Genomic DNA, 19,209 nt, shown 5'->3' on the forward strand with positions numbered 1-19,209 from the left:
GATCTCAGACCTGCACTTGTTCCGGCCCAGGCTGTGGCCGACAGCGATCGTCTCGCGGGGCCGTTGCGACAGGAGGATAGCTGGCAAATCTCAAGCTCACCTCGACATCCGGTTACGCGAGCTTGGCCGCGCCAGCTCGGGCTGTTACGATTCCGGGCGGCTCGATTGCGAAGGCGACGTCCAGACGTGGATGCTGCGACTGGCTTCTGCGAAGCATTCAGTCATCTGCGTACAGGAGCGCCCTGCGATGAACGTCATCCTCGCAGAAGAGACTAGCTTTGGCCTGCGCATGATGGCCGATGCCACAGACACCCACACCTTGTGGGTGTTAATCCGTGTTCGACAGTGGCATGTCGAGAGCGAAGCCTACGACCGGGCGCTAGCCAGGGTGGTCGAGGCGCAGGCGGGGTTACCGATCCATGGGCACTCCGGCTTCGAGCGACGGCCTATTATTTGCCGCCACAGCGCAAGGCGACGGCCCGCGGCACCAAGCGGCGCATCCGCGCCCACTATCGTGCGGAGGGCCACCAACAATTCACCAGGTTTCAGAGTGAATCAGCAGCAACAAAAATCGACGGCAAACTCGATGGGGGCTACGCGGATGGGGGCGCGCTTACTGAGCGCCGAGTCTCAACTGTACCGTCGCCACCGAACTTTGGAGCTGTCGATCCTGTTCAGGACGTTCATTCAGAACCCTACTCGGTTTGTCGTGCTTGCGACAGCGTGATGTGCGGTTTGGCACGTCTCGGCGCTCTAGGGCAGCCATTGAATAACATACAGAACAGTTTTCTGATGCTTTTCGCTCCTTCTGCATTGGCACGAATCTTGAACCTTTTTGTTGCGCGCCGCTAGGAGCTCCCAACGGGGACCTTGGCATCTTCTCAATCCAGCTCTGAACGGAGACACCAATGATGAACAACATGGCAGCCTATCGTGTAACCGAATTAACCCCTCAAGAAGCAGCTGAAACCTCCGGAGGTTGGTATTTTTGGGTTTACTTGTTTTTGCGACGTTACGGACACTTGTTTGGTTGATAAGCGAGCTGGCTCTCGATGGCTCCTAGTGACTACAGACTAGCAGTTCCCCTTTCTGCTGAAACGGCCAGCTGCATCGCAGAAAGCATACTGGCGCGACGATCAGGACGATCCTTGAGCATTTATAGGGCGATCTTGCTCTTCGTCGCCGCGGCATTTGGCTCACTGCCACTCGTTACCATACCGGTCTCCATGCAGAGTGTCGGTACTATTCGCCCGATCGTGGAGAAGACGCCCCTGATAGCGCCCGTCTCCGGACGCATCTCCCGTGTCCTTGCCTTTGAGAACGATGTCGTTGCTAAGGGGAAGGAAATAATCGCCTTTGACGATCATGTAATCGAGGAAAAGCTCAGCGGGGTTTTAGCCGACATTCATGCCAAGAGCGATCTTGCCCATGACTTCCAAACGCTGATTTCTTCCGGCGCAAGGCTCAGCGTCTCGCCCCCCCTCCAAACCGAATCCGCGACGGCTGAAAGGGTGCATTTTCTCAACTTGCTGCGCGAGAACCAAAATGCGCGCAGTAACGCCGCGGCGGAACTCGACCGCGCAAAGCGACTTGTCTCGGCTGCTGCGGCGCCGGCGAAGACCGTTGACGAGAAGGCTTTCGCTCTCCAAAATATCGAGGTCCAAGGCGAGATCCTCGTGCGACGCAAAACCGCTGATTGGAACCAGAAGCTCCTTGATGCTAACCTGCGCTTAAAGGAACTCACGGCCACCTTGCATCAGCTCGAGCACGAACGGGACCTGCACCGCATCCGCGCCCCAGTATCGGGTGCTCTCGAGCAGTTCTCCGGCCTCGCGCACGGAAGCTACGTGCAGAGCGGGCAAACCGTTGGTTGGATCTCGCCGAACGACGATCTGGTGGCGGAAATCTACGTCTCCCCCAACGACATTGGCTTTGTGCAGCCTGGTCAGCCGGTGCGGCTCCAAGTGGATGCCTTTAACTACAACCAATGGGGTGTCATCAAAGCAAGGGTGGTCGAGGTGGCGCAGGACTTCACTCTGCATGACGGGAACCCGGTCTTCAAGGTCCAGTGCGCGCTCTCTCGCAGCGAACTCGCGCTGAAAAGCGGGGCCATCGGCCACCTGAAGAAAGGCATGACCGTGCGGGCTCGCTTTCTGTTGGCCAATCGCACTCTCCTGCAACTGCTCTACGACGAGGCAGACGATTGGCTCAACCCGATGCTGGCGGGGCGCTAATATTGTCCCAACAGCCAGCGAGCCTCCATGTCGAGTAAGGCCATTAAGTTCAAACAGCGTGACATCACGGATTGCGGCGCCGCCAGCCTCGCATCTGTCGCAGCCTTCTATGGCTACAAGTTGCCATTGGCGCGCATCCGCCAGTATGCGTCGACCGACCGCTCCGGTACGAGTGTGCTGGGGCTCACGGAAGCGGCGCAGAAGCTGGGCTTCATCGCGAAAGGCGTCAAAGGTGGCTTCGACAGCCTGTACAAGATCCCCAAGCCCGCTATCGCGCACGTCGTCAAGGAGGACCTGCACCATTTCGTAGTGGTCCATGCGATCGACGCCAAGTGGGTCATCGTCATGGACCCGGCCTTGGGCGAAATCTGCAAAGTGCCGCATCAGGAATTCATGGAGCAATGGACCGGCGTTCTGGTTTTGCTGGTTCCGGCAGACACATTCAATCGTCGAGACGAGACCACGTCGCCCCTCGCCCGATTCGCCCGCCTACTCGCGCCACACCGCACGGTGATGGCGCAGGCTCTCGTCGGCGCTCTTGTGACGACCGTCCTCAGTCTCTCGACGGCGATCTACGTTCAGAAGATCGTTGATCACGTGATCCCAGCGGGAAACCGCAACCTGCTCAACTTGATGAGCATCGCAATGCTGCTGATCCTAGCGATACAGATCCTGATCAACCTCCTAAGAGGCCGACTCGTCCTGCAGACGGGGCAGAAGATCGACGTATGCTTGATCCTCGGCTATTACAATCACATCCTGGCCCTGCCCCAGAAGTTCTTCGATAGCATGCGCATGGGAGAAATCGTGTCGCGCATGAACGACGCTGTGAAAATCAGGAGCTTCCTGAACGACGTTTCGATAAACATGTTTGTTGACATTTTAATGATACTGTTCTCGTTCGGAATGATGTTCATCTATTCCTGGAATATTGCTTTGATCGTGGCGCTCGCCATTCCAATGTACATCCTGGTATATTGGGCCATCAATCGGATGAATCGAAATCTCCAACGAGTCATCATGGAAAATGACGCCAAACTCGAGGCGCAACTGGTAGAATCACTCGGAGCTGTCTCCACCATTAAGACTTCCGGCGTCGAGAGCTTCGCAAACTTCAAAATGGAGACCCGCTTCGTAAAGATGCTGCATTCCGTCTACAGCTCCGGGCTGATCTCAATCTGCGGCGACAACGCCTCGACGTTGCTGTCGGTCCTGTTCACCATCGTGCTGATGTGGTTTGGAACCACGCTTGCGCTCGAACAGGCCGTCACGCCCGGCGAATTGCTGTCCTGCTATACGTTGCTTGGCTATATCACCCGGCCGGTCGCCCGCCTGATCCAGACCAACCGGATCGTTCAAGACGCGTTTATCGCGGCGGATAGACTTTTCGAGATCTTTGAACTGGAGTCGGCAAGCAGCAGCGGCATCGATGCTACGAAGACCGATCTCGGAGATATTCGCCTGGAGAACGTCACATTCCGCTATGGCGCGCAGGCGGAGGTTTTCAGCGATCTAAGCGTCTCCTTTCGCCAAGGAGAGTTGACGGCCGTCGTGGGTGAGAGCGGCTCGGGCAAAAGCACCCTTGCGGCTCTGCTGCAGAATGTCTACCAGCTTGAGGATGGATGCATTCGGATCGGCCAATATGCCCTCCAGGATTTCTCGAGCGCATCACTGCACAAGGTCATGGCTGCAGTACCGCAATCGATAGACGTCTTCTCCGGTTCCGTGATCGAGAACATCGCCCTGGGCGAGTTCGAACCGGAGTTCGATAAGATCGTACGCATCTGTGATCGAATAGGACTGCGGGAGTGCATCGAGCGCTGGCCCGGGCGGTTCCAGGCCCATCTGGGCGAGAACGGGGTTCGCCTCTCCGGAGGTGAGAAGCAGCGCCTCGCATTGGCTCGGGCCCTGTACCGGGATCCCGACGTTCTAATCCTTGACGAAGCGACCTCCTCTCTGGACTCGGCAGCCGAAGAATTTGTGCTGCGGGTTGTTGAGGATCTGTCTCGCGCTGGGAAGACCATCATAGTCATCACTCATCGGTTGAGCACCGTTCGTGGGGCGGACAATATTGTGGTCCTGGACAAGGGGCGGGTCATTGAGGAGGGAAAGCACGCTGACCTAGTGAGAACTGATGGCCCTTACGCTCGATTATGGCGGGCGCCAAGGTCGTGATCCGTGTAGGCCCTGTCGGCTCGAGGATTGAAAACGGTTGTGAACGTCACGGTTAAGCAGCATGGCAACATTGTCGGCTGTGAACTTGAAGCGGCGGTGATCGGAACGTGGGCGATGGACTTCGTTCACGACCAACTCGCAACGGGTAAGAAACTGCGCGTGCTGACGGTGGTCGACACCTTCTCGCGCTACGTGCCGGTGCTTGATCCACGTCATAGCTATAGAGGCGAAGACGTTGTGCAAACCCTTGAACGGGTGTGCCAAAAAGCCGGCTATCCGAAAACGATCCGTGTCGACCAAGGGACCGAGTTCGTGTCGCGCGACTTGGACCTGCGGGCCTATTCCAAGGGTGTGACGTTGGACTTCTCACGCCCCGGCAAGCCGACTGATAATGCTTTCATCGAAGCGTTCAATGGCCGCTTCCGTGCAGAATGCCTGAACCAGCATTGGTTCCTGACCCTTGCGGATGCCCGCGAAAAGATGGAGGATTGGCGTAGATACTACAATGAGGAAAGACCTCATGGTGCGATCGGCAACAAGGTGCCGATCTCGTTGGTGAATTCGGGAGGCGCAACCAGCCCGCCTCCCTGAATGAAGCCGGAAAACTCTAGCATCCGGTGGTCCAACGTTTGGGAGCGGTTCAGAAATTCTCAGTGGCAGGTCAGACGCCGGATGAAAATTCGGTGACAGGTCATTTGAAGGCCAACCACCTACCTTCCTGCCGAACACTGGCAGACCAGAAAACAAGGGGCGCAGCCAATACACGTCGCTTGATCAGTGCTTGTGAGATACGCCGGAGCCAAAGAGGAGCCGTAGTGAGTAGTGAACGCACTGTCATGCAGGTTCCTCCATGTCGCCCCCCCCCCCCCCGCGCCAAGAACGCTAGGGCACACCCCCGGATTGCTTGATTGCTGGGCAGATTAGCGAAGAATTCCGCCCTATATGAGCCGTTTCAACCGCACTTAAACGCGCGCTACATCTGAATAGGTCTTAATTGTTGTTAAGCCATTATCGACCAGGCCAGTTCCCGCCTCGGCGAGCTTTTGGAGGTTGTCGAAGCCAAATCGATGTACGTCGCGGAGCGTCTTCGAGAGTACTACGAGCCGCCCCGCCGTGAGTAATATCCGACCGAATCCCTCATGGTTCACAGTCAACACCGGTGACGCCATCAGTCCGGACTGCTCCTCTATAGCAAGTGCTACGGCGGCATAGAAGATCTCAAGCCGCCACTGCACCTCTAGGTCAGGTCCCCCGATGAGAGGAATCGCCCTACGCTGCTGCCTCGTCACGATGAAATCACAGAGCAAATCGGTGTCCGATTTCTCTTGCCACAATTCAAAGGTGTCTTGAGCACGCATCAGACGCAAGAGGCACTTAATGAAAGGCGTGGCGAGAGCATCTTTCTCATCTAATCGAGCATTGTTGGGGACAGGGGTGACGTTTGACATCAGTTAAAATCCTCCTGAGTGTTGGATGCGGTTTGACTAAGGGCCACACCCGCTTCCGGTAACACCATCCCTTAAAATGGTGCGGCAGATGGGACCTGTGGCGACGCAACTTGGCCCGGACGAATGACATGGCCCCTCGAAACGGGGCGGCCGCAACAACAACGGCAAGCGGCGGGCAACGCTGGCGGGCTTGACGAAAAGCGCTTCACAAGCGAGATTCCCGTCGCGATAGTCCAGTGGCGGTAGGTTTCGCCGCGAACTCCACCCTCAACCAACCTATTCGCCGCCAGGTGTAAAACCGTGTCTCGGGCTTTCGAATTGAGGATCAGGCGGGGGGTGGAATCAGCTTTTCGAGGTCGACAAGGACAGTGAGAGTATCTTGAGAGGCCGTGTACTTGCCGATACCCCCTTTTCCGTGCGAACTGATGCAGACCTGCCATGTATTTTCCCTTCAAGGTTCAAATCGACTTCGACCGGACGCCACACGTTCCACCAGGCGATTGCCCGCCGCGTAGTTCTGGGAGTTCAAGACTCATGCCAGTCTCCTCCGCTGAGGTTCGGAACACGGCATCTGTATTGTTTCCAGCTTCTTAGCTAGCCCATGAAGAATTGATCGAGGACAACGTTGTCGTGAACCGGACAAGACGCGGTGGGGATCGAAGAAATGGCATCCCGGTGCAGCGGCGGAAGCCTATTCTCCGGCCACGTCAGCAACAAATGACACCCGCCGAAGCCGCTCCGCTCTCAATTCGCGGATTGGGCGCAATGTCCGGCCGCTTGCCGAGGTGCAGCCGGTCGATCTTCTTTGCTTGGCGATCACAGCGCCTCCCAGTGATGGACTCCGAGACCCGCATGCATCACTGGCTGGAGCTCCCTTCCTCGACAGTTAGCGCCGTCATTTGGGGGAATGCCGCGGGCAAATGGAATGCGGCATAGGCCCCCGCGACGCCGGCGACAGCTCAACAACGCTCTGAATTTCCACAGTGAACGGCTGTTAGACGTAGCCGGCAAAGGGGAAGCTCACGAAGATCAGATGGCCCTTCAGGGCCGGGTCCTGGTCCGATGCCCACCGGATCGACCGGCCGCAAGGTTTTAGGACCGTTTCAACAACCAGCCCCTGGGCGCCTCGGCGGCGTGTATCTTAAGTTGCCGGCGTGCGTCGGCCGCGTTCACTCTCTATCCGCACCAGAACACGGCACCCGGGGGATCATGCTGCCGGCACGACCTAGCTGGCCGGTACCGTCGGCGCCGGCAAGAGGATGACTGTGGCAGCGGCCGTCATGGAGCAGTGCTGCCTCGGTGTGACCGCTGAGGCGATACTCGCTGTTTCCGGTCATTGCTTAGCACAGGCCGGAAAAGCGTTTCTGGTACCTTAGCGAACGCTCGCGATTTTAGCAGGGACAACGGGACCTGGCGGCAAGCGGACCCCAAACAAGTGCGAAGCAAACCGAATCTTTGGCAACCTCAAAGAGGGTGGAGTCGATACCCTGGGGGTCAAGCGCCCGCGTCGTCGCGGAGCATTGGGCGCGAGGGGTTTGCGGATTCTCGATACGTGATTGGCACATCAGTCGGACCTCAGCCGATCTTCGTGCAAAAGGATCCTTTAAAAATGGGCCCCTTAACGCGTGCCTTGGCATGCTTGCTTGCTGACGAAGTTTAGGTTGAGAATTGAACACCGCTAGTTATTCGCAGGATTGCTCGGCAAACGAACGAGGCGGGGTGGCGTTCCAAGCATGAGCTGGGACAGATAGGGAATGTCGCGCACGCTCCAGCGAACTGCTAGTGCTACGGCAATGATCATCGTCCCGAGAATTCCCGCCGCGCCAGACCTCATTGTGGGAGCCCATTGTTCTCCGTATTGTATCAAATCCATGAGACGGAATACCGTAGCCTGCACCAGGTACAACACGAGCGTGCTCTGCCCCACTTCCACGGCGATAAAGCGAACCACCCGGTTCGAGCGTCCAATTTTCCAGGATTGAAGCAGAATCTCGATCATCACTGCAGAGGCCACTGTCGAGCCAAAAAACATCAGAAGGATATCTTTTGCCGACTGCAGATCCTGGATTAAGGCGAGATTGTTGTAGACATAGGTGTCCTCGCGCCACGCCATGAAGCACAAGCTAGCCGCGATAGAGGCGGACATCATCAGGAGTGGCTTATGATACCGCATTATGCTCGTCCACCAATCTCTCGACTGCGCAAATGAAAATCCCATGCAGAAAAAGGGATAGGTGTACTTTATGAGAGGGAATATAGAAAACGTCACGGGGGCAACTGCGACCAGTATGGATGAGACAAGCAAAGAGCGTGCCGACCCGGAGTTGAAGATCGAAATAAGTTTGACCAAAAGAAAAGAAGCAAACGCAGCCCAGATGAACCAGTATGTGCCGACGAAATCGTGCATGAATTGCAACAGGTTGCCAGGTGCGTCCGGCGGCCGGGGAAACATGAGCAATTTGACTGCCTCCAAAAGGGTGCACCAGAACAGCGTCGGCACCAGGAGCTGCAGCGCGCGATCACCGATGGCTTGCCTGAACGATTTGCCTAGTAGCCCTGATCTAGAGAGATATCCGCTTATCGCCATAAAGAGAGGCATGTGAAACATGTAGATCGATTTGAAGCATGCCGAATCCCAGAAGCCATCACCCTCGTAAAAGATATATTGTATCAGGTGACCGAAAATCACCAAGACAATGAGTATTCCTTTGGCGAAGTCTAAAGCTAGATCGCGATCGTCGGCCTCTGGCGCCTCAGGCACTGTCTTTCCACCTACAATTCTTGCTCGCATTCTCAACATCTCACGATGCCTACGGGAGCCTTTGAAAGCGGCATTTTCCAACCTCTCGTTCATCATGCAGGCTAATCCAGCTTCCGATCAGCGCTCCGACTTCGGCATGCTGAACGACGGCCAACGGTCATACAATTTGCCTGGGTTCCAAGTTCACAGGGCGACCGTGGCGACTTAGGCCCAGTAGCCGTTTTCGGCGTGTCCATTGGCTGTTTTTCGCCGCAACGTACGCCCCGCCTAAACTCGCTGCCGCGCAACTGCTTGGGCTGCCACGTCGTCGAAATCTTCTAACGGACATTTGCGCGTATGCAAGTAGCGCTGCTTGACTCTGCACTCGGCTATTGTTGCGATTGCATATGATTCTCCATGCCAAACTTGCGCGACACCGTATCAAAAGAACATATTGCCGATTCAATGGCTCCTAGCCGCTGTGGGTATCGTCTATCACCTACCGGCGCTTGGGTGTGGATCGGCACCCCAGCGCAACCCCCCAGACGCTGGAGATTTGCTCCATTAGATCCGCCGCCCAACGTGTCCTATATGGCAGCCTCACCATTGTAAAATTCATGCTCCTAATGACACGCATCTGCGGTATGGATGAGTATCGCGGACCCTTGACAACCTTGAGCGGAAGGTCGGTGAGTATCGCGATACACGAGGCTTTGGCCGCGATCGCCGCCGTTTTGGATCGCCGCCAATGATAGCTGGACGTTGGGCTGCCATTGTCGATCCGTATGCGACGTTTGTCGATACGTCAGAGACGACCGTGGTCCCAATCCGTAGGAAGATCGCAGTAAGCGTCAAGATATGCGGGATGCAACGGCGAGTGTCTGGGGATGCGCTCCCCTGTCAAGGTCGAGACCCCCTCCTCGATCAGTGGCTTTCCCTTTTTGGGATACCTCTCCTTCGGTGGCGAAAGAATGAAACCGGGCTGGATATGTCGCTGGTCATTTCGCGCGATTCAAATTGGCGCAGACTTTGCGGCTCGCTTGACGCGACGATCCCCCTGAGCTGAAGAAGGCCGGCCGCAATAGCGCCGAGCATTGGCGCACATATATAAAGCCAGAGTTGAGAGAGTGCCGCCCCTCCTGCGAAAAGTGCTGGGCCGATCGATCGTGCTGGATTCACAGAAGAACCCGAAACGGTGATACCGCCAAGGTGGATCGCAACTAAGGCAAGTCCAATCGCCAATCGTGCAACAGCGCCGCGTCCAGCCGTGCATTTGAGGAATACAGTTACGAACAGGAACGTGGCGATAAACTCGAATAGGAACGCAGCTCTCCATCCGTAGACTACCCAGCCGGTTTGGGCGAAACCTTCTAGGGTGATATCGTAACCGCCGACCTTGTTCATAGCGATAAGGTAGAGCGTGCCTGCCGCCGCGATAGCTCCTGCACATTGGGCGGAGACATACGCGAGAAAGTCCCACACTCTCAATCGGCGCGACACGAGGAAACCCAGGCTGACCGCCGGATTGAGATGCGCGCCCGAGACTGGGCCAATCGTGTAGGCCATTGCAACCACGGTCGTCCCGAAGGCTAAAGCGACACCCAACAGGCCCACCTCTTGACGCATATAAAGCAATGTGCCGCAGCCGAGGAAGACAAGTGTGAAGGTCCCGAAGAATTCGCAAACATACTTTTTCATTTTTCACTCCATTGATTTGACCCCACGTACTTTTCGGTGTCATCCTCGTGCCGCCAAGCGTTCCGCATGCACCGAACCAATCATCGTGTCAGGTCCCGAAAACCTCCGTAGTTGACTTCAATTGCGTCCTTGTCCGACGAGATCGGCATCAGAGCCTATGGTCAACCAGCGTCACCGATCACCAGCAAACGTCGTACCAAATGAAATATGTTGCGCATCACAGCGATCGCTCTGATGACGTTCGGTCTTATGTTCGAAAGTGCCGTGAACAGGATAGGCAGGCGAACCGTACCGAGACGTATGGACCCGAGCTGGGCTACGAACAAATCGCCAAGCAGCCCATCCTCAAATTATCGAAACAACGACCCTCTTCATGGCTCCAAGCGGAAGGTGGTGCAAAGCAGGAACCAGGACAAGGGTTGATAAGACCGCCAGGGACGTTCACGAGAAGTCGAGTAACGCCCCTTAGCCACGAACAGGCACATGATCCTTGGCGCGATTTGAAGTCCACGTGAATTCCCTTGTCCCCAGCGCAACCGTCGACATTTCTCGCAAATGTCGGGCATCCGCCACTTTTGTCAGGTTTGTCGTGATTGGAACGTTTTGTTCGCCGGTCTCTCCGTCAAATACACATCAACCTGCCCTCAACCCGCCCATTGATAAAAGAAAATCATCTTCTTGGCGCGTCGGAGCAGTTGGCATGGTGTTTGCTGATCCCTGGTTACAAGCGGCAGAAAGCAGTCTGCATGATGCCGGTTCATGAAACGAACGGAACGGAGGCCACCTGACCGTTCGTCATCGGATCCGCGTTCTACCAAAGCGGCCATGCATAGTCCGCCGGCGGAAGGGGTCAATCCCGATGTCACAGCTTGCAACCAACTCAAAGAGAAGGAAAATGCAATGACCAAGATTTCCGAAAGATCATTTGAAACGATCGAAAACCCGGGGTCATCGCCGCTCAAGGTGCCAGATCAGTTCGGCGCATCCGTTGAAAAGGGGAACAAGCAGGTGACAGAGGCTCTTTTGAAATTTGCGTCCGGCGCTGAAGCGACACAGAAAATGCTGCCTCCGATCCTCGAAACGACAAGTCTATTCGGCAACGAATTGTGGTGGAAGACGATCGCTGCACTGCAAGCCGACGCCGAGGCCGGCTTCTCACATTTGCAAGCTTTGCTGGGCGCGAATTCGCCGTCGCAGATCCTCGAACAGCAGTCGACCTTTTTCCGCAAGCGCGTTGAGACAAGTTTGCAGCACGCCAAGGAAGTCCGGGAGCTCTCAAGCAGGGCGGTGGAGGAAATCTCAAAGCCGGTCAAGGATGCTTTTGACAAGGTCCTGACGAACCCCAAAGCGACGTAAAGTAGACTCGGCACTAAGATCAGGGCTGGACGAATCATGATCGGAGCCGCTTTCGAGGAGACAACATTATGCGGCCGACTGATGTTTCATCTGTTCGCGGCGCTGGCGAATTCCGGCGTGATCTGGTCAGAGAGCGGACCCGTGCCGGCCCGGAGGAACGTGGTAGGCGCGGCGGCGGCCGCCGCTGATAAGCTTGCCAGGGCCTCATCTGGTGGCTGGCCACAAAGTGCGCGAGGCCATCGCACCTTACGAGGCTCTTAGATGGTTACATGTGGGGGATAGTAAAATGATTGTAGCTGTTCCAAATAGCGGGGCGTCACGGATTAACCAATCCGGTGTAGAAGCATTACGAGAATTTCCTAACTTTCCGATAGGCGGGATCTTGTTCAAGGATATAGCGCCTATGCTGGCTGGTAGAGGTGCATTGGGCGAAGTCGTTTCTACCGTCGCAAGCCAAGTGTCGGGAACAGAAATCGATGCCATTTTGGCGGTTGATGCGCGTGGTTTCATCTTGGGCGCCTCATTGGCTGATAGGCTCGGTTGCGGTTTCATCATGGTAAGGAAACCCGGTAAACTGCCGGGGGACGTCCTCTCATTTGAATACAGCTGTGAATACTGCTCCGGAACCCTGGAGGTAACTGCCGGCCTCATCGGTGACGGCCTGCGATGCCTGATTGCTGATGACCTTCTAGCGACGGGTGGCACTGCTCGGGCGACTGGGAATTTTGTCAAGTCCCAAGGCGGAGAGATCGCCGGATACGCATTCATACTCGAAATCGAAGTTTTGAAAGGCAGGCGTCAATTGGACGACGCACCAGTGATCAGTGCGATGACGTGCTAGCGCAGCAACATAGACGTAAGGAGGCAAGCGCATGAATACCCCTGATTGGCTTTCGACACCGCAGGACGTGCATGTAGCCAGTCAGACGCTACAGGCCCTCGTCACAAGTGAACTTTCGAAACGAGTCGTCTCGGAAAACGAAATTAAAACGATCTATCTGTTTCTAACCCGCAAGTGCAATTTGGGATGCCACCACTGTTATATCGCAGGCGTCGGGCCCAAGGCCAAGGGCATTGATTTCAACCTGGAGGCGATCCAAGGACTGATCGAGCAAGCACTACCCAATGGGCTGCGCAAGGTTAAGGTTTCCGGGGGTGAACCGATGGTTCACAAGGAATTCATGGCAGTCATGGAATATCTCGCATCCTGTGGGCTGAAGGAGCTGGTTTTCGAGACGAATGGAACCCTCTTTGACGAGTTCACGATCGAGCAGCTAAGTAGGCTCCCCAATTTGACGGTCTTCATCAGCCTCGACCATTTCGACCCAGAGGCGCACGACGCTTTCAGAGCAAAATCGGGTGCGTTCGCCAAGACTGCGATTGTCCTGCAGCGGCTTGGAAAAACTGACATCTCTACGGTGGTAACGACGACTGCCTATCGCAACAACTATGACAAGGTGATTTCGATTATAGATTTGGTGCTCGGCTGGGGCATCAAGAAGCATCGGACGCTGCTCAACATACATCCGATGGGCAACGCGCGCAGCCATGAGGACAATGCGATAAGCTTGGAGGAATGCAAGCTACTGATAGGCGATCTTTTGAAATCTCCCCATTTTGAGAGTGGCGCTGCATACATGACTCTGCCGCCGGCTCTGATGCCTCTCAAGTATCTGAACGGCGTGCATACTTGCGGTTGGGGCGACAACGTACTGGGCATACTGTCGAACGGACAAGTTTCGATGTGCAGTGCCTCCTACGATGATCCGGAAATGATCGCCGGCAATGCCTTCGAAATGCCCTTGATGGAAATCTGGCGCAACAGCCCGTTCTTCCATGAGCTACGCGAGGTGGTGAGTGGCGAGGTTAAGGGCGTCTGCGGCAACTGCGTGTTTTATCCAGTCTGTCGCGGCGTCTGCAAGATGAGTAGCTGGTCGCACTATGGTGAAAAGGACGCGCCCTATCCGCTGTGCCAGGAACTTTACAATAACGGAGGTTTTCCGGAGTACGCCCTGGTGGACCCGACGAAAGATTCCACCTACCGCCGCGGAGTTATAGCGAAAGAGCGTCGGCCCGCCGCCGAAGCTCCTGTCTATAACTTCTCGGAGGAAATCGCGGCTGCTGCGCAACACACTCACTAACGCAGGAGGCGCGACGTAATAATTGCTGTGTCGACGACGTAATTTAACCAGGTCAACAAAAATAACGTGGAGGATTGAGGATGAGCAGAGCTTTCCGAGGTGCGGCGGGTGTGGCGCACACACTTGCGAACAACGCGATACGATCCGGCAACAAAGCAGCCGCCCAGCAAGCCCAGGTGATTTCTCGTCTTGCGGAAGGACTCGCCCGGCTGCAGGCGGGTTTGGATGACCAAGCTCAGCAATTGACGGCTGGCCTTGTAAAATTAGAGCAATCGCTAAAGGTGTCACGCAGATCGCAACGGTCGAAATCCGGCTCACTCGCTGCTAACGGCGAACTACAAGACTACTACGTTGATATAACCGCCTCGAAGAAATTTGGCAAAGCCAATTGGCCGCGCGCCGCCGATTCAGGTCTTGTAGGACGCCGCATTGGGCGAGGACCGGTTAGGATGACTGGTTCCGACACACAATCGGCAAAGGCGGTTACCGCCGCATTCGCCAAACTTCTCTCGGCTCAGGCACAATTGCTGCAGATACGCAGTGAAGTGGAAGACCTCAAGAAGGTTCAGAGGTAGCGGCAATGGCTAGTTCCCGACTGTTTGGCTACGCCGTTGACGAAGAGGATGGCAAGCTGGTAATCGTGATTGACGGATTGCTTGCCGAAAGTTGCATCCGGCAAATTCGGGACAGCGCCCAGACGGGCCGCGGTGGTGAACTCTTGTCGCGATTGCTGCCGGTAAGTTCGGTTTACAAGCTTATGTCTGGACAAGAGGAACGCGCTGAAGAAACGCTCAGCCTTGAACAGTTGCTTGGACAAAACGTCGACCAGAGTTTCGCTTCCTTCGAACAACAGTTCGCCGACCTGAGGCAGACACTAGCCGAATTCGGCAGCCCGGAAAGTTCGAAATAAATCACGCAGCCGTATCAGGAGTCTCCGCGATGCTTCGGTTGTCACCAGAAGACTCTATTTTGCTGATCACCTGCCGGGCCTACCTACGACCCGAGGATGAAGAGCGTTTGGTCCGTCTCTGCAAGGAGCCTGTCAACTGGCCCTATGTGGTATGGCGCGCCGAGCATAATCGGACGGTGCCGCTGCTTGAGAATCACTTGCGCCGCCTCGATTTGTTGACACTATTGCCTACTGAGGCGGCGCATTACGTTCAGTGCTGGACTGTCATGTCAAAGGTCAGGTCCGCACTCGAATTTCGCAATCTGCCAGAAATCATGGATGCGCTGGATCGGGCCGGCATCGCCTGGTTCCTGGTGAAGGGACCAGATCTCGCGCTTCTCCACTATCCCGATCCACTCCTACGGCCGATGACCGATCTCGACATCATGGTCAAGCCCGCTGACGCGCAGCGCGTGCAGCGGCTCATGTTCGATCTCGGCTACCGGCACGGTATTTTCGACCCTTCAAATGGCAACTGGCATCCGGAACGAAAGGAACTCGATGACGAAACCTTCCGCGAAAGCTATTCCTTGCCGGTGTTTGTAAGGATAGAATCCGTTGAATCTCCGTTCCCTGGTCCCGCGGTGCCACGCCAGCTGCGCTACCGCCACGTAAAGGGATACATCGATTCCGCGAAGAAGCTGCACATGCCCATCTTCATTGATATGCATGTAAATCTCTCCGTCGGCATCGATGTCGAAGACATATGGTCAGGCGTGCGTCTTGCAAACGGTCTAGGCCGCATATTGCAGGTCCAATCCGCGACTGGCGCCGTCTGGTTCCTTTCGGCCAGGCTTTATCACGAGGCCTTCCTTTATAATTCGCTTCGACTATTGATGTTCGGCGATCTTCATGCGGTTCTACACAAAGAAATGGCGAATATTAGCTGGGCGGAGGTCGCTGCGATAGGTTACAAATACGAGATGAGGCCGGCGTTATATTTCGTCCTGACGCAGATGAAGCGCATCTGTGGGATAGACATACCGTCCGAGTTCCTAGAGCTCATTCGACCTGATCAAACCGAGGTACCACTTCAACATGATTGGGGCGACGTGTTGCCCAAACTGCTGTCTATTCCCACTGTTAACGATCTTGAGCTGGCGTAAATATGGCGCCCGAGTCACCATATCGTACAGATCCTGCGGCGAACGACCTTCGTATCGCAGCAACCGAAACCTCTGCAAAGTTTGCGTCAACAGTCCATCGGGCCCTCACGCGGTCAGGAATAACGATCCTAAACACGCAGGTGTTCAGCAATGGCCAGATGGCTGTCACTCCGCGCGACGGCGGGCTTGGCGGAAATGTGGTGGTCGTGCAAACATTTCCTGACAGCGTTCATGATCGTCTTTTCGAGTTGTTCCTAGCGCTTGGTGCCGTGCGGGCGCGGGGTCCCCGCACGATTACCGCTGTTCTTCCCTACCTCCCATATTCGCGTTCGGATCGCCCTGCCTTCGACGGCGGACCTGTACCGGTGCGAATCCTTGCGGGGATTATCGAAACGCTCGGTATAGATCGGCTGATAACTTTCGAACTCCATGTTCCTCAGCTGTGCGCCGCATTTGCCTGTCCTGTCGTCAATCTTCAGTTCGCTCCCGCCCTAGTTCGCCATCTCGGTTCTGCGGCCGTCGATGGCGACATGGTCGTTTCACCGGACTTCGGCGGAGCGAAGCGAGCTGAGCACTTGGCGGCCCTGCTCGGCTGCCCATTCGCTGTCATGCGCAAGCACCGCAGAGACGATGATGACTTTCGGGAGAGCGTCGAGATTCTGGGGGACGTTGCTGGCCGGACGATCATCCTGATTGACGACGAAATCAACAGTGGTCAGACGGCTTTTTCAGCCGCCGCACATCTCAAAGCGGCAGGCGCTCGCAAGATAACCCTTGCCGCAGCCCATGCCATATTCACGCCGTCGCTGAACGAAAACTGGGGACGGTCTCAGATCGACCGCATCGTTGTGACCGACAGCGTCGGACGTACCGACAATTTCCCCGACAGTGTCGAAGTAGTCTCGATCGGCAACGAAATTGCAGGCGCGCTGCAGGCACGCTGAGAAGCATTACCTGAAATCTAGCATCACGCGATTAACACGTGGATCGAGCGCCTGCTCGAATGCCTCTTGGGCGTTTGACGAGGGCCAAAGATTGACCTGCAGCACGTCGAAGCGTGCGGCATGTTCAACGATGGTTCGAATGGCATTTCTCACGTCGTCCGCGCTTTGGGCTATGGTGCCGATCAGTTCAATTTCCCGGTAATGCAGAAAGTTAGCGCCTACCGATAACAAATCGGACGTCGGAATCGATTGGTAGAGTACAATCCTGGCACCGCGTGACGCCGCAGCTATGGCCCCCTGAATGCCTCTGACACCGAAGCGCGTGCAAAAGATGCAGTCGAAGCCCCAGCCATCCGTTAATTTCTCGACGAGTTTCGGATCAGACAGAGAATGAACTGACCCCGTTGCATGGGCGCCGGTCGACATCACAGGCCCATGCGTTGCCACGTCGTCATCGAAAAGGTAAACGTCGCATCCTTTGGTTGTCAGAAGTATCGAATGGAGAAGGCCCATCGTGCCTCCGCCGATGACGGCCACAGTGTCTCCAGCCTTTGCACGCGCCCTATTTATGCCGCGTGCCACGCAGGCGACAGGTTCAACTAACGCGGCACGCTCGGGAGCCAAAAAGGAAGGTACGGAAAAAACCTGATAGGCGGGTACGCCCACAAAATTGGCCAATCCCCCCGGCCCCTGCGGCACCCCTCCTCTCGCTTTAGGATTTAAATATGCACAGTGGTTGTCCAGTCCGAGGCGGCAGGCACGACATTGGCCGCATCTGCGCATTAAAAGCACCGCAACGCGGTCTCCTACGCGCAGGCCATCCGGTACATCGTCCGGCAGAGACACGATCGTGCCTGACAACTCGTGCCCGCCCCAATAGGGGTAAGTCGGCTTGGCGCCCCGATAAACGCGTTGCTCCGGTGTGCAGAGTCCACACAACTCTATCCGCACACCGACTTCGGACGATACGGCGAGTGGAACCGACAATGTCCATTCTTCAACCTTGCGGGGGCAAGTAATTACGAGTCCACGAACCTCCATACGAGACCTCTCGCTCCCCGACACACCGACTATCCTAATATGTACACTTACTTGCATCCAGAATCTAGCCAACAACCACAGGCGGCAGTCAGAAAGCTGATGAAATCACGTGCCTTGCTGGCGGGCTTGCTTATGTCCTGGGTCTTGACAAGCTTCTCGGAGATATCGTCGGCGCAAACGGCAAAGGACGTTTCAAGCGGCAGAAGTGTTCCCTTGCGCAAGGAGCGACGAAACTATTGAAGGTAGAGTGGAGCGCTTGGGCCGCGTCAATGCCACCAGCCTCAAACACGAGCCGCGGTTTACCAGCCCGTTCTTCGATGCATCCTCATCTCTGCGAAGATGCCATGTCGCCTTCCCTCATCTGCCCGCGCGAACCCTCCTAAGAGCCTATCGCCACATCGTCCAAAGCTTCATCCTTCGTGGCGCACCGGTTCGAACCGAACAGACCAACAATCCGAGTCGCACCGAGAAGGATGACGGCAACTAGATCGGTAGTTGGGCGGCCGCAACATCAGAAAGGTCTCAGCGTTTGCTGGACGCGTGCCTGCGATGGCGGTGGTGGCAACGATCTTCTCTGGCTGCCCCAAGCGCGGGAGAGGCCATTCGACGCTAGCAAGAGTTCGCTCGAACCTGATATCCGTTACCGCAACGACTTCGCTGAGACCACCTCCCAGGCACCATTCTACGATGCCGGCGAACAAGGTCAGCGTTGCCTCGTGAACGGAACCATCTCCCCTCCCCTCCCCTCCACTCTTCGAGGTGTCGACGCAAAAGCGAGAACTCTAGACCATCAGGGGATTGGCGTTCAGGCGGCCCTTCGGGAGCAGAGACGGAAATACGTCTACCAGCATGGTCGGTCCCATCGCAGACAAATCGCGTGCACATCCTGCAAGTGGTCCAGCCGCGGTGACATCCAGGATGGCAGTCGGGGCGAGAGCGTCAACCCCATCTGCCTCGCACTCGTCGACTACTTCTACATCCCAAGTGCGAGTGGAAAAGATCCTCGCACGTAGCCTATGATCGTCCTGAAGCAGCTACGCTTCGTAGTAAATTTTTGGTGTCGAGATCGCGAATACCTGCATGAATTTCTCCGCCGCCGTTAGGCGCCGGGAACTCTGCACTAATTGGAATCGGGCGTCCGTTGTCGAATGCTTACGGTTTTGTGCGAGTGAGTCGCGGCAAGGGGATCACCGACTTTGCCGAGGTCTTCTGCTTTTCGTCTAAATCGCCGGGGCACATTTGTAGGATTCACAATAAAACACACCATGACCAATCGGTACCGCGGTCTTGCTAAGCTGCAGGATATAAACGGAAAAATCCATTTACTCTACGTTCCGGGTTTATCCACGTTAGCCTTTCGTTAACCTAAAACCCCTT

At 55.9% G+C, this 19,209-nt stretch carries 14 protein-coding genes and 5 pseudogenes; 12 read left to right on the forward strand and 7 right to left on the reverse strand.

Features of this window, described 5'->3' with window-relative positions; translation table 11 throughout:
- Positions 1-183: 183 nt before the first annotated feature.
- The 5 genes and pseudogenes from QMO80_RS28330 to QMO80_RS28350 all read left to right on the forward strand — a co-directional run.
- Positions 184-446: pseudogene (locus QMO80_RS28330) on the forward strand (Tn3 family transposase); the annotation flags it as partial.
- Positions 447-908: 462 nt separating this feature from the next.
- Positions 909-1,034 carry a hypothetical protein gene (locus QMO80_RS28335; protein WP_004676277.1) on the forward strand — a complete coding sequence of 42 codons (126 nt, stop codon included), beginning with the start codon at positions 909-911 and terminating at the stop codon, positions 1,032-1,034.
- Positions 1,035-1,148: 114 nt separating this feature from the next.
- Complete coding sequence (locus QMO80_RS28340) at positions 1,149-2,234, forward strand: HlyD family secretion protein (RefSeq protein ID WP_008533948.1); 1,086 nt, start codon at positions 1,149-1,151, stop codon at positions 2,232-2,234.
- Positions 2,235-2,261: 27 nt separating this feature from the next.
- A complete protein-coding gene (locus QMO80_RS28345) occupies positions 2,262-4,409 on the forward strand; it encodes a peptidase domain-containing ABC transporter (RefSeq protein WP_004676279.1) in 2,148 nt (715 codons plus the stop codon).
- 108 nt (positions 4,410-4,517) lie between these two features.
- Positions 4,518-5,000: pseudogene (locus QMO80_RS28350) on the forward strand (IS3-like element ISRel21 family transposase); the annotation flags it as partial.
- A gap of 371 nt (positions 5,001-5,371) precedes the next feature.
- On the opposite strand, the gene QMO80_RS28355 reads toward QMO80_RS28350, so the two are convergent.
- From QMO80_RS28355 to QMO80_RS28370, 4 genes and pseudogenes are all read right to left on the reverse strand, one after another.
- Positions 5,372-5,857: a NifX-associated nitrogen fixation protein gene (locus QMO80_RS28355; RefSeq protein ID WP_004677039.1), complete on the reverse strand. Its 486-nt coding sequence runs from the start codon at positions 5,855-5,857 to the stop codon at positions 5,372-5,374.
- A gap of 281 nt (positions 5,858-6,138) precedes the next feature.
- Positions 6,139-6,284, reverse strand: a pseudogene (nifH, locus tag QMO80_RS28360) (nitrogenase reductase); the annotation flags it as partial.
- Positions 6,285-7,535: 1,251 nt separating this feature from the next.
- Positions 7,536-8,648: a nodulation factor fucose acetyltransferase NolL gene (gene nolL / locus QMO80_RS28365; RefSeq protein ID WP_309506638.1), complete on the reverse strand. Its 1,113-nt coding sequence runs from the start codon at positions 8,646-8,648 to the stop codon at positions 7,536-7,538.
- Between the two features lie 873 nt (positions 8,649-9,521).
- Entirely contained in the window at positions 9,522-10,295 is a 774-nt protein-coding gene (locus QMO80_RS28370; protein WP_004677031.1) for an aquaporin, read from the reverse strand.
- Positions 10,296-11,195: 900 nt separating this feature from the next.
- On the opposite strand from QMO80_RS28370, the gene QMO80_RS28375 reads away from it, so the two are divergent.
- The 7 genes from QMO80_RS28375 (at position 11,196) to prs (ending at position 16,791) form a co-directional block, all read left to right on the forward strand.
- On the forward strand, positions 11,196-11,651 hold the full coding sequence (locus QMO80_RS28375) for a phasin (protein WP_018247122.1): 456 nt from the start codon (positions 11,196-11,198) through the stop codon (positions 11,649-11,651).
- 286 nt (positions 11,652-11,937) lie between these two features.
- A complete protein-coding gene (locus QMO80_RS28380) occupies positions 11,938-12,492 on the forward strand; it encodes an adenine phosphoribosyltransferase (RefSeq protein ID WP_004672710.1) in 555 nt (184 codons plus the stop codon).
- A 31-nt stretch (positions 12,493-12,523) separates the two neighbouring features.
- Entirely contained in the window at positions 12,524-13,792 is a 1,269-nt protein-coding gene (locus QMO80_RS28385; RefSeq protein ID WP_004672712.1) for a radical SAM protein, read from the forward strand.
- Positions 13,793-13,872: 80 nt separating this feature from the next.
- A complete protein-coding gene (locus tag QMO80_RS28390; RefSeq protein ID WP_004672713.1) occupies positions 13,873-14,367 on the forward strand; it encodes a hypothetical protein in 495 nt (164 codons plus the stop codon).
- A 5-nt stretch (positions 14,368-14,372) separates the two neighbouring features.
- The gene (locus QMO80_RS28395) at positions 14,373-14,702 is read left to right on the forward strand and encodes a hypothetical protein (RefSeq protein WP_004672714.1); all 330 of its coding nucleotides are present in this window, start codon (positions 14,373-14,375) and stop codon (positions 14,700-14,702) included.
- 29 nt (positions 14,703-14,731) lie between these two features.
- A complete protein-coding gene (locus QMO80_RS28400) occupies positions 14,732-15,847 on the forward strand; it encodes a nucleotidyltransferase family protein (RefSeq protein WP_004672715.1) in 1,116 nt (371 codons plus the stop codon).
- Positions 15,848-15,849: 2 nt separating this feature from the next.
- Positions 15,850-16,791, forward strand: coding sequence for a ribose-phosphate diphosphokinase (gene prs / locus QMO80_RS28405; protein WP_011053499.1), 942 nt, complete (start codon positions 15,850-15,852; stop codon positions 16,789-16,791).
- 6 nt (positions 16,792-16,797) lie between these two features.
- Here the strand turns inward: prs and QMO80_RS28410 are convergent, their stop codons facing one another.
- From QMO80_RS28410 to QMO80_RS28420, 3 genes and pseudogenes are all read right to left on the reverse strand, one after another.
- Complete coding sequence (locus QMO80_RS28410) at positions 16,798-17,469, reverse strand: medium chain dehydrogenase/reductase family protein (protein ID WP_237350518.1); 672 nt, start codon at positions 17,467-17,469, stop codon at positions 16,798-16,800.
- Between the two features lie 18 nt (positions 17,470-17,487).
- Positions 17,488-17,889: pseudogene (locus QMO80_RS28415) on the reverse strand (alcohol dehydrogenase catalytic domain-containing protein); the annotation flags it as partial.
- 353 nt (positions 17,890-18,242) lie between these two features.
- A pseudogene (locus QMO80_RS28420) lies at positions 18,243-18,866 on the reverse strand (acyl-homoserine-lactone synthase).
- Positions 18,867-19,209 lie beyond the last annotated feature (343 nt).

The organism is Rhizobium sp. BT03 (assembly GCF_030053155.1).
In the GTDB taxonomy this organism is placed as follows: Bacteria; Pseudomonadota; Alphaproteobacteria; order Rhizobiales; family Rhizobiaceae; genus Rhizobium.

Bases quoted from the DNA above. Each gene is read 5' to 3' on its own strand.
- QMO80_RS28335 (WP_004676277.1), top strand. From the start codon at position 909: ATGATGAACAACATGGCAGCCTATCGTGTAACCGAATTAACCCCTCAA.
- QMO80_RS28345 (WP_004676279.1), top strand. From the start codon at position 2,262: ATGTCGAGTAAGGCCATTAAGTTCAAACAGCGTGACATCACGGATTGC.
- QMO80_RS28355 (WP_004677039.1), bottom strand. From the start codon at position 5,857: ATGTCAAACGTCACCCCTGTCCCCAACAATGCTCGATTAGATGAGAAA.
- nolL (WP_309506638.1), bottom strand. From the start codon at position 8,648: ATGCGAGCAAGAATTGTAGGTGGAAAGACAGTGCCTGAGGCGCCAGAG.
- QMO80_RS28370 (WP_004677031.1), bottom strand. From the start codon at position 10,295: ATGAAAAAGTATGTTTGCGAATTCTTCGGGACCTTCACACTTGTCTTC.
- QMO80_RS28375 (WP_018247122.1), top strand. From the start codon at position 11,196: ATGACCAAGATTTCCGAAAGATCATTTGAAACGATCGAAAACCCGGGG.
- QMO80_RS28380 (WP_004672710.1), top strand. From the start codon at position 11,938: ATGATTGTAGCTGTTCCAAATAGCGGGGCGTCACGGATTAACCAATCC.
- QMO80_RS28385 (WP_004672712.1), top strand. From the start codon at position 12,524: ATGAATACCCCTGATTGGCTTTCGACACCGCAGGACGTGCATGTAGCC.
- QMO80_RS28390 (WP_004672713.1), top strand. From the start codon at position 13,873: ATGAGCAGAGCTTTCCGAGGTGCGGCGGGTGTGGCGCACACACTTGCG.
- QMO80_RS28395 (WP_004672714.1), top strand. From the start codon at position 14,373: ATGGCTAGTTCCCGACTGTTTGGCTACGCCGTTGACGAAGAGGATGGC.
- QMO80_RS28400 (WP_004672715.1), top strand. From the start codon at position 14,732: ATGCTTCGGTTGTCACCAGAAGACTCTATTTTGCTGATCACCTGCCGG.
- prs (WP_011053499.1), top strand. From the start codon at position 15,850: ATGGCGCCCGAGTCACCATATCGTACAGATCCTGCGGCGAACGACCTT.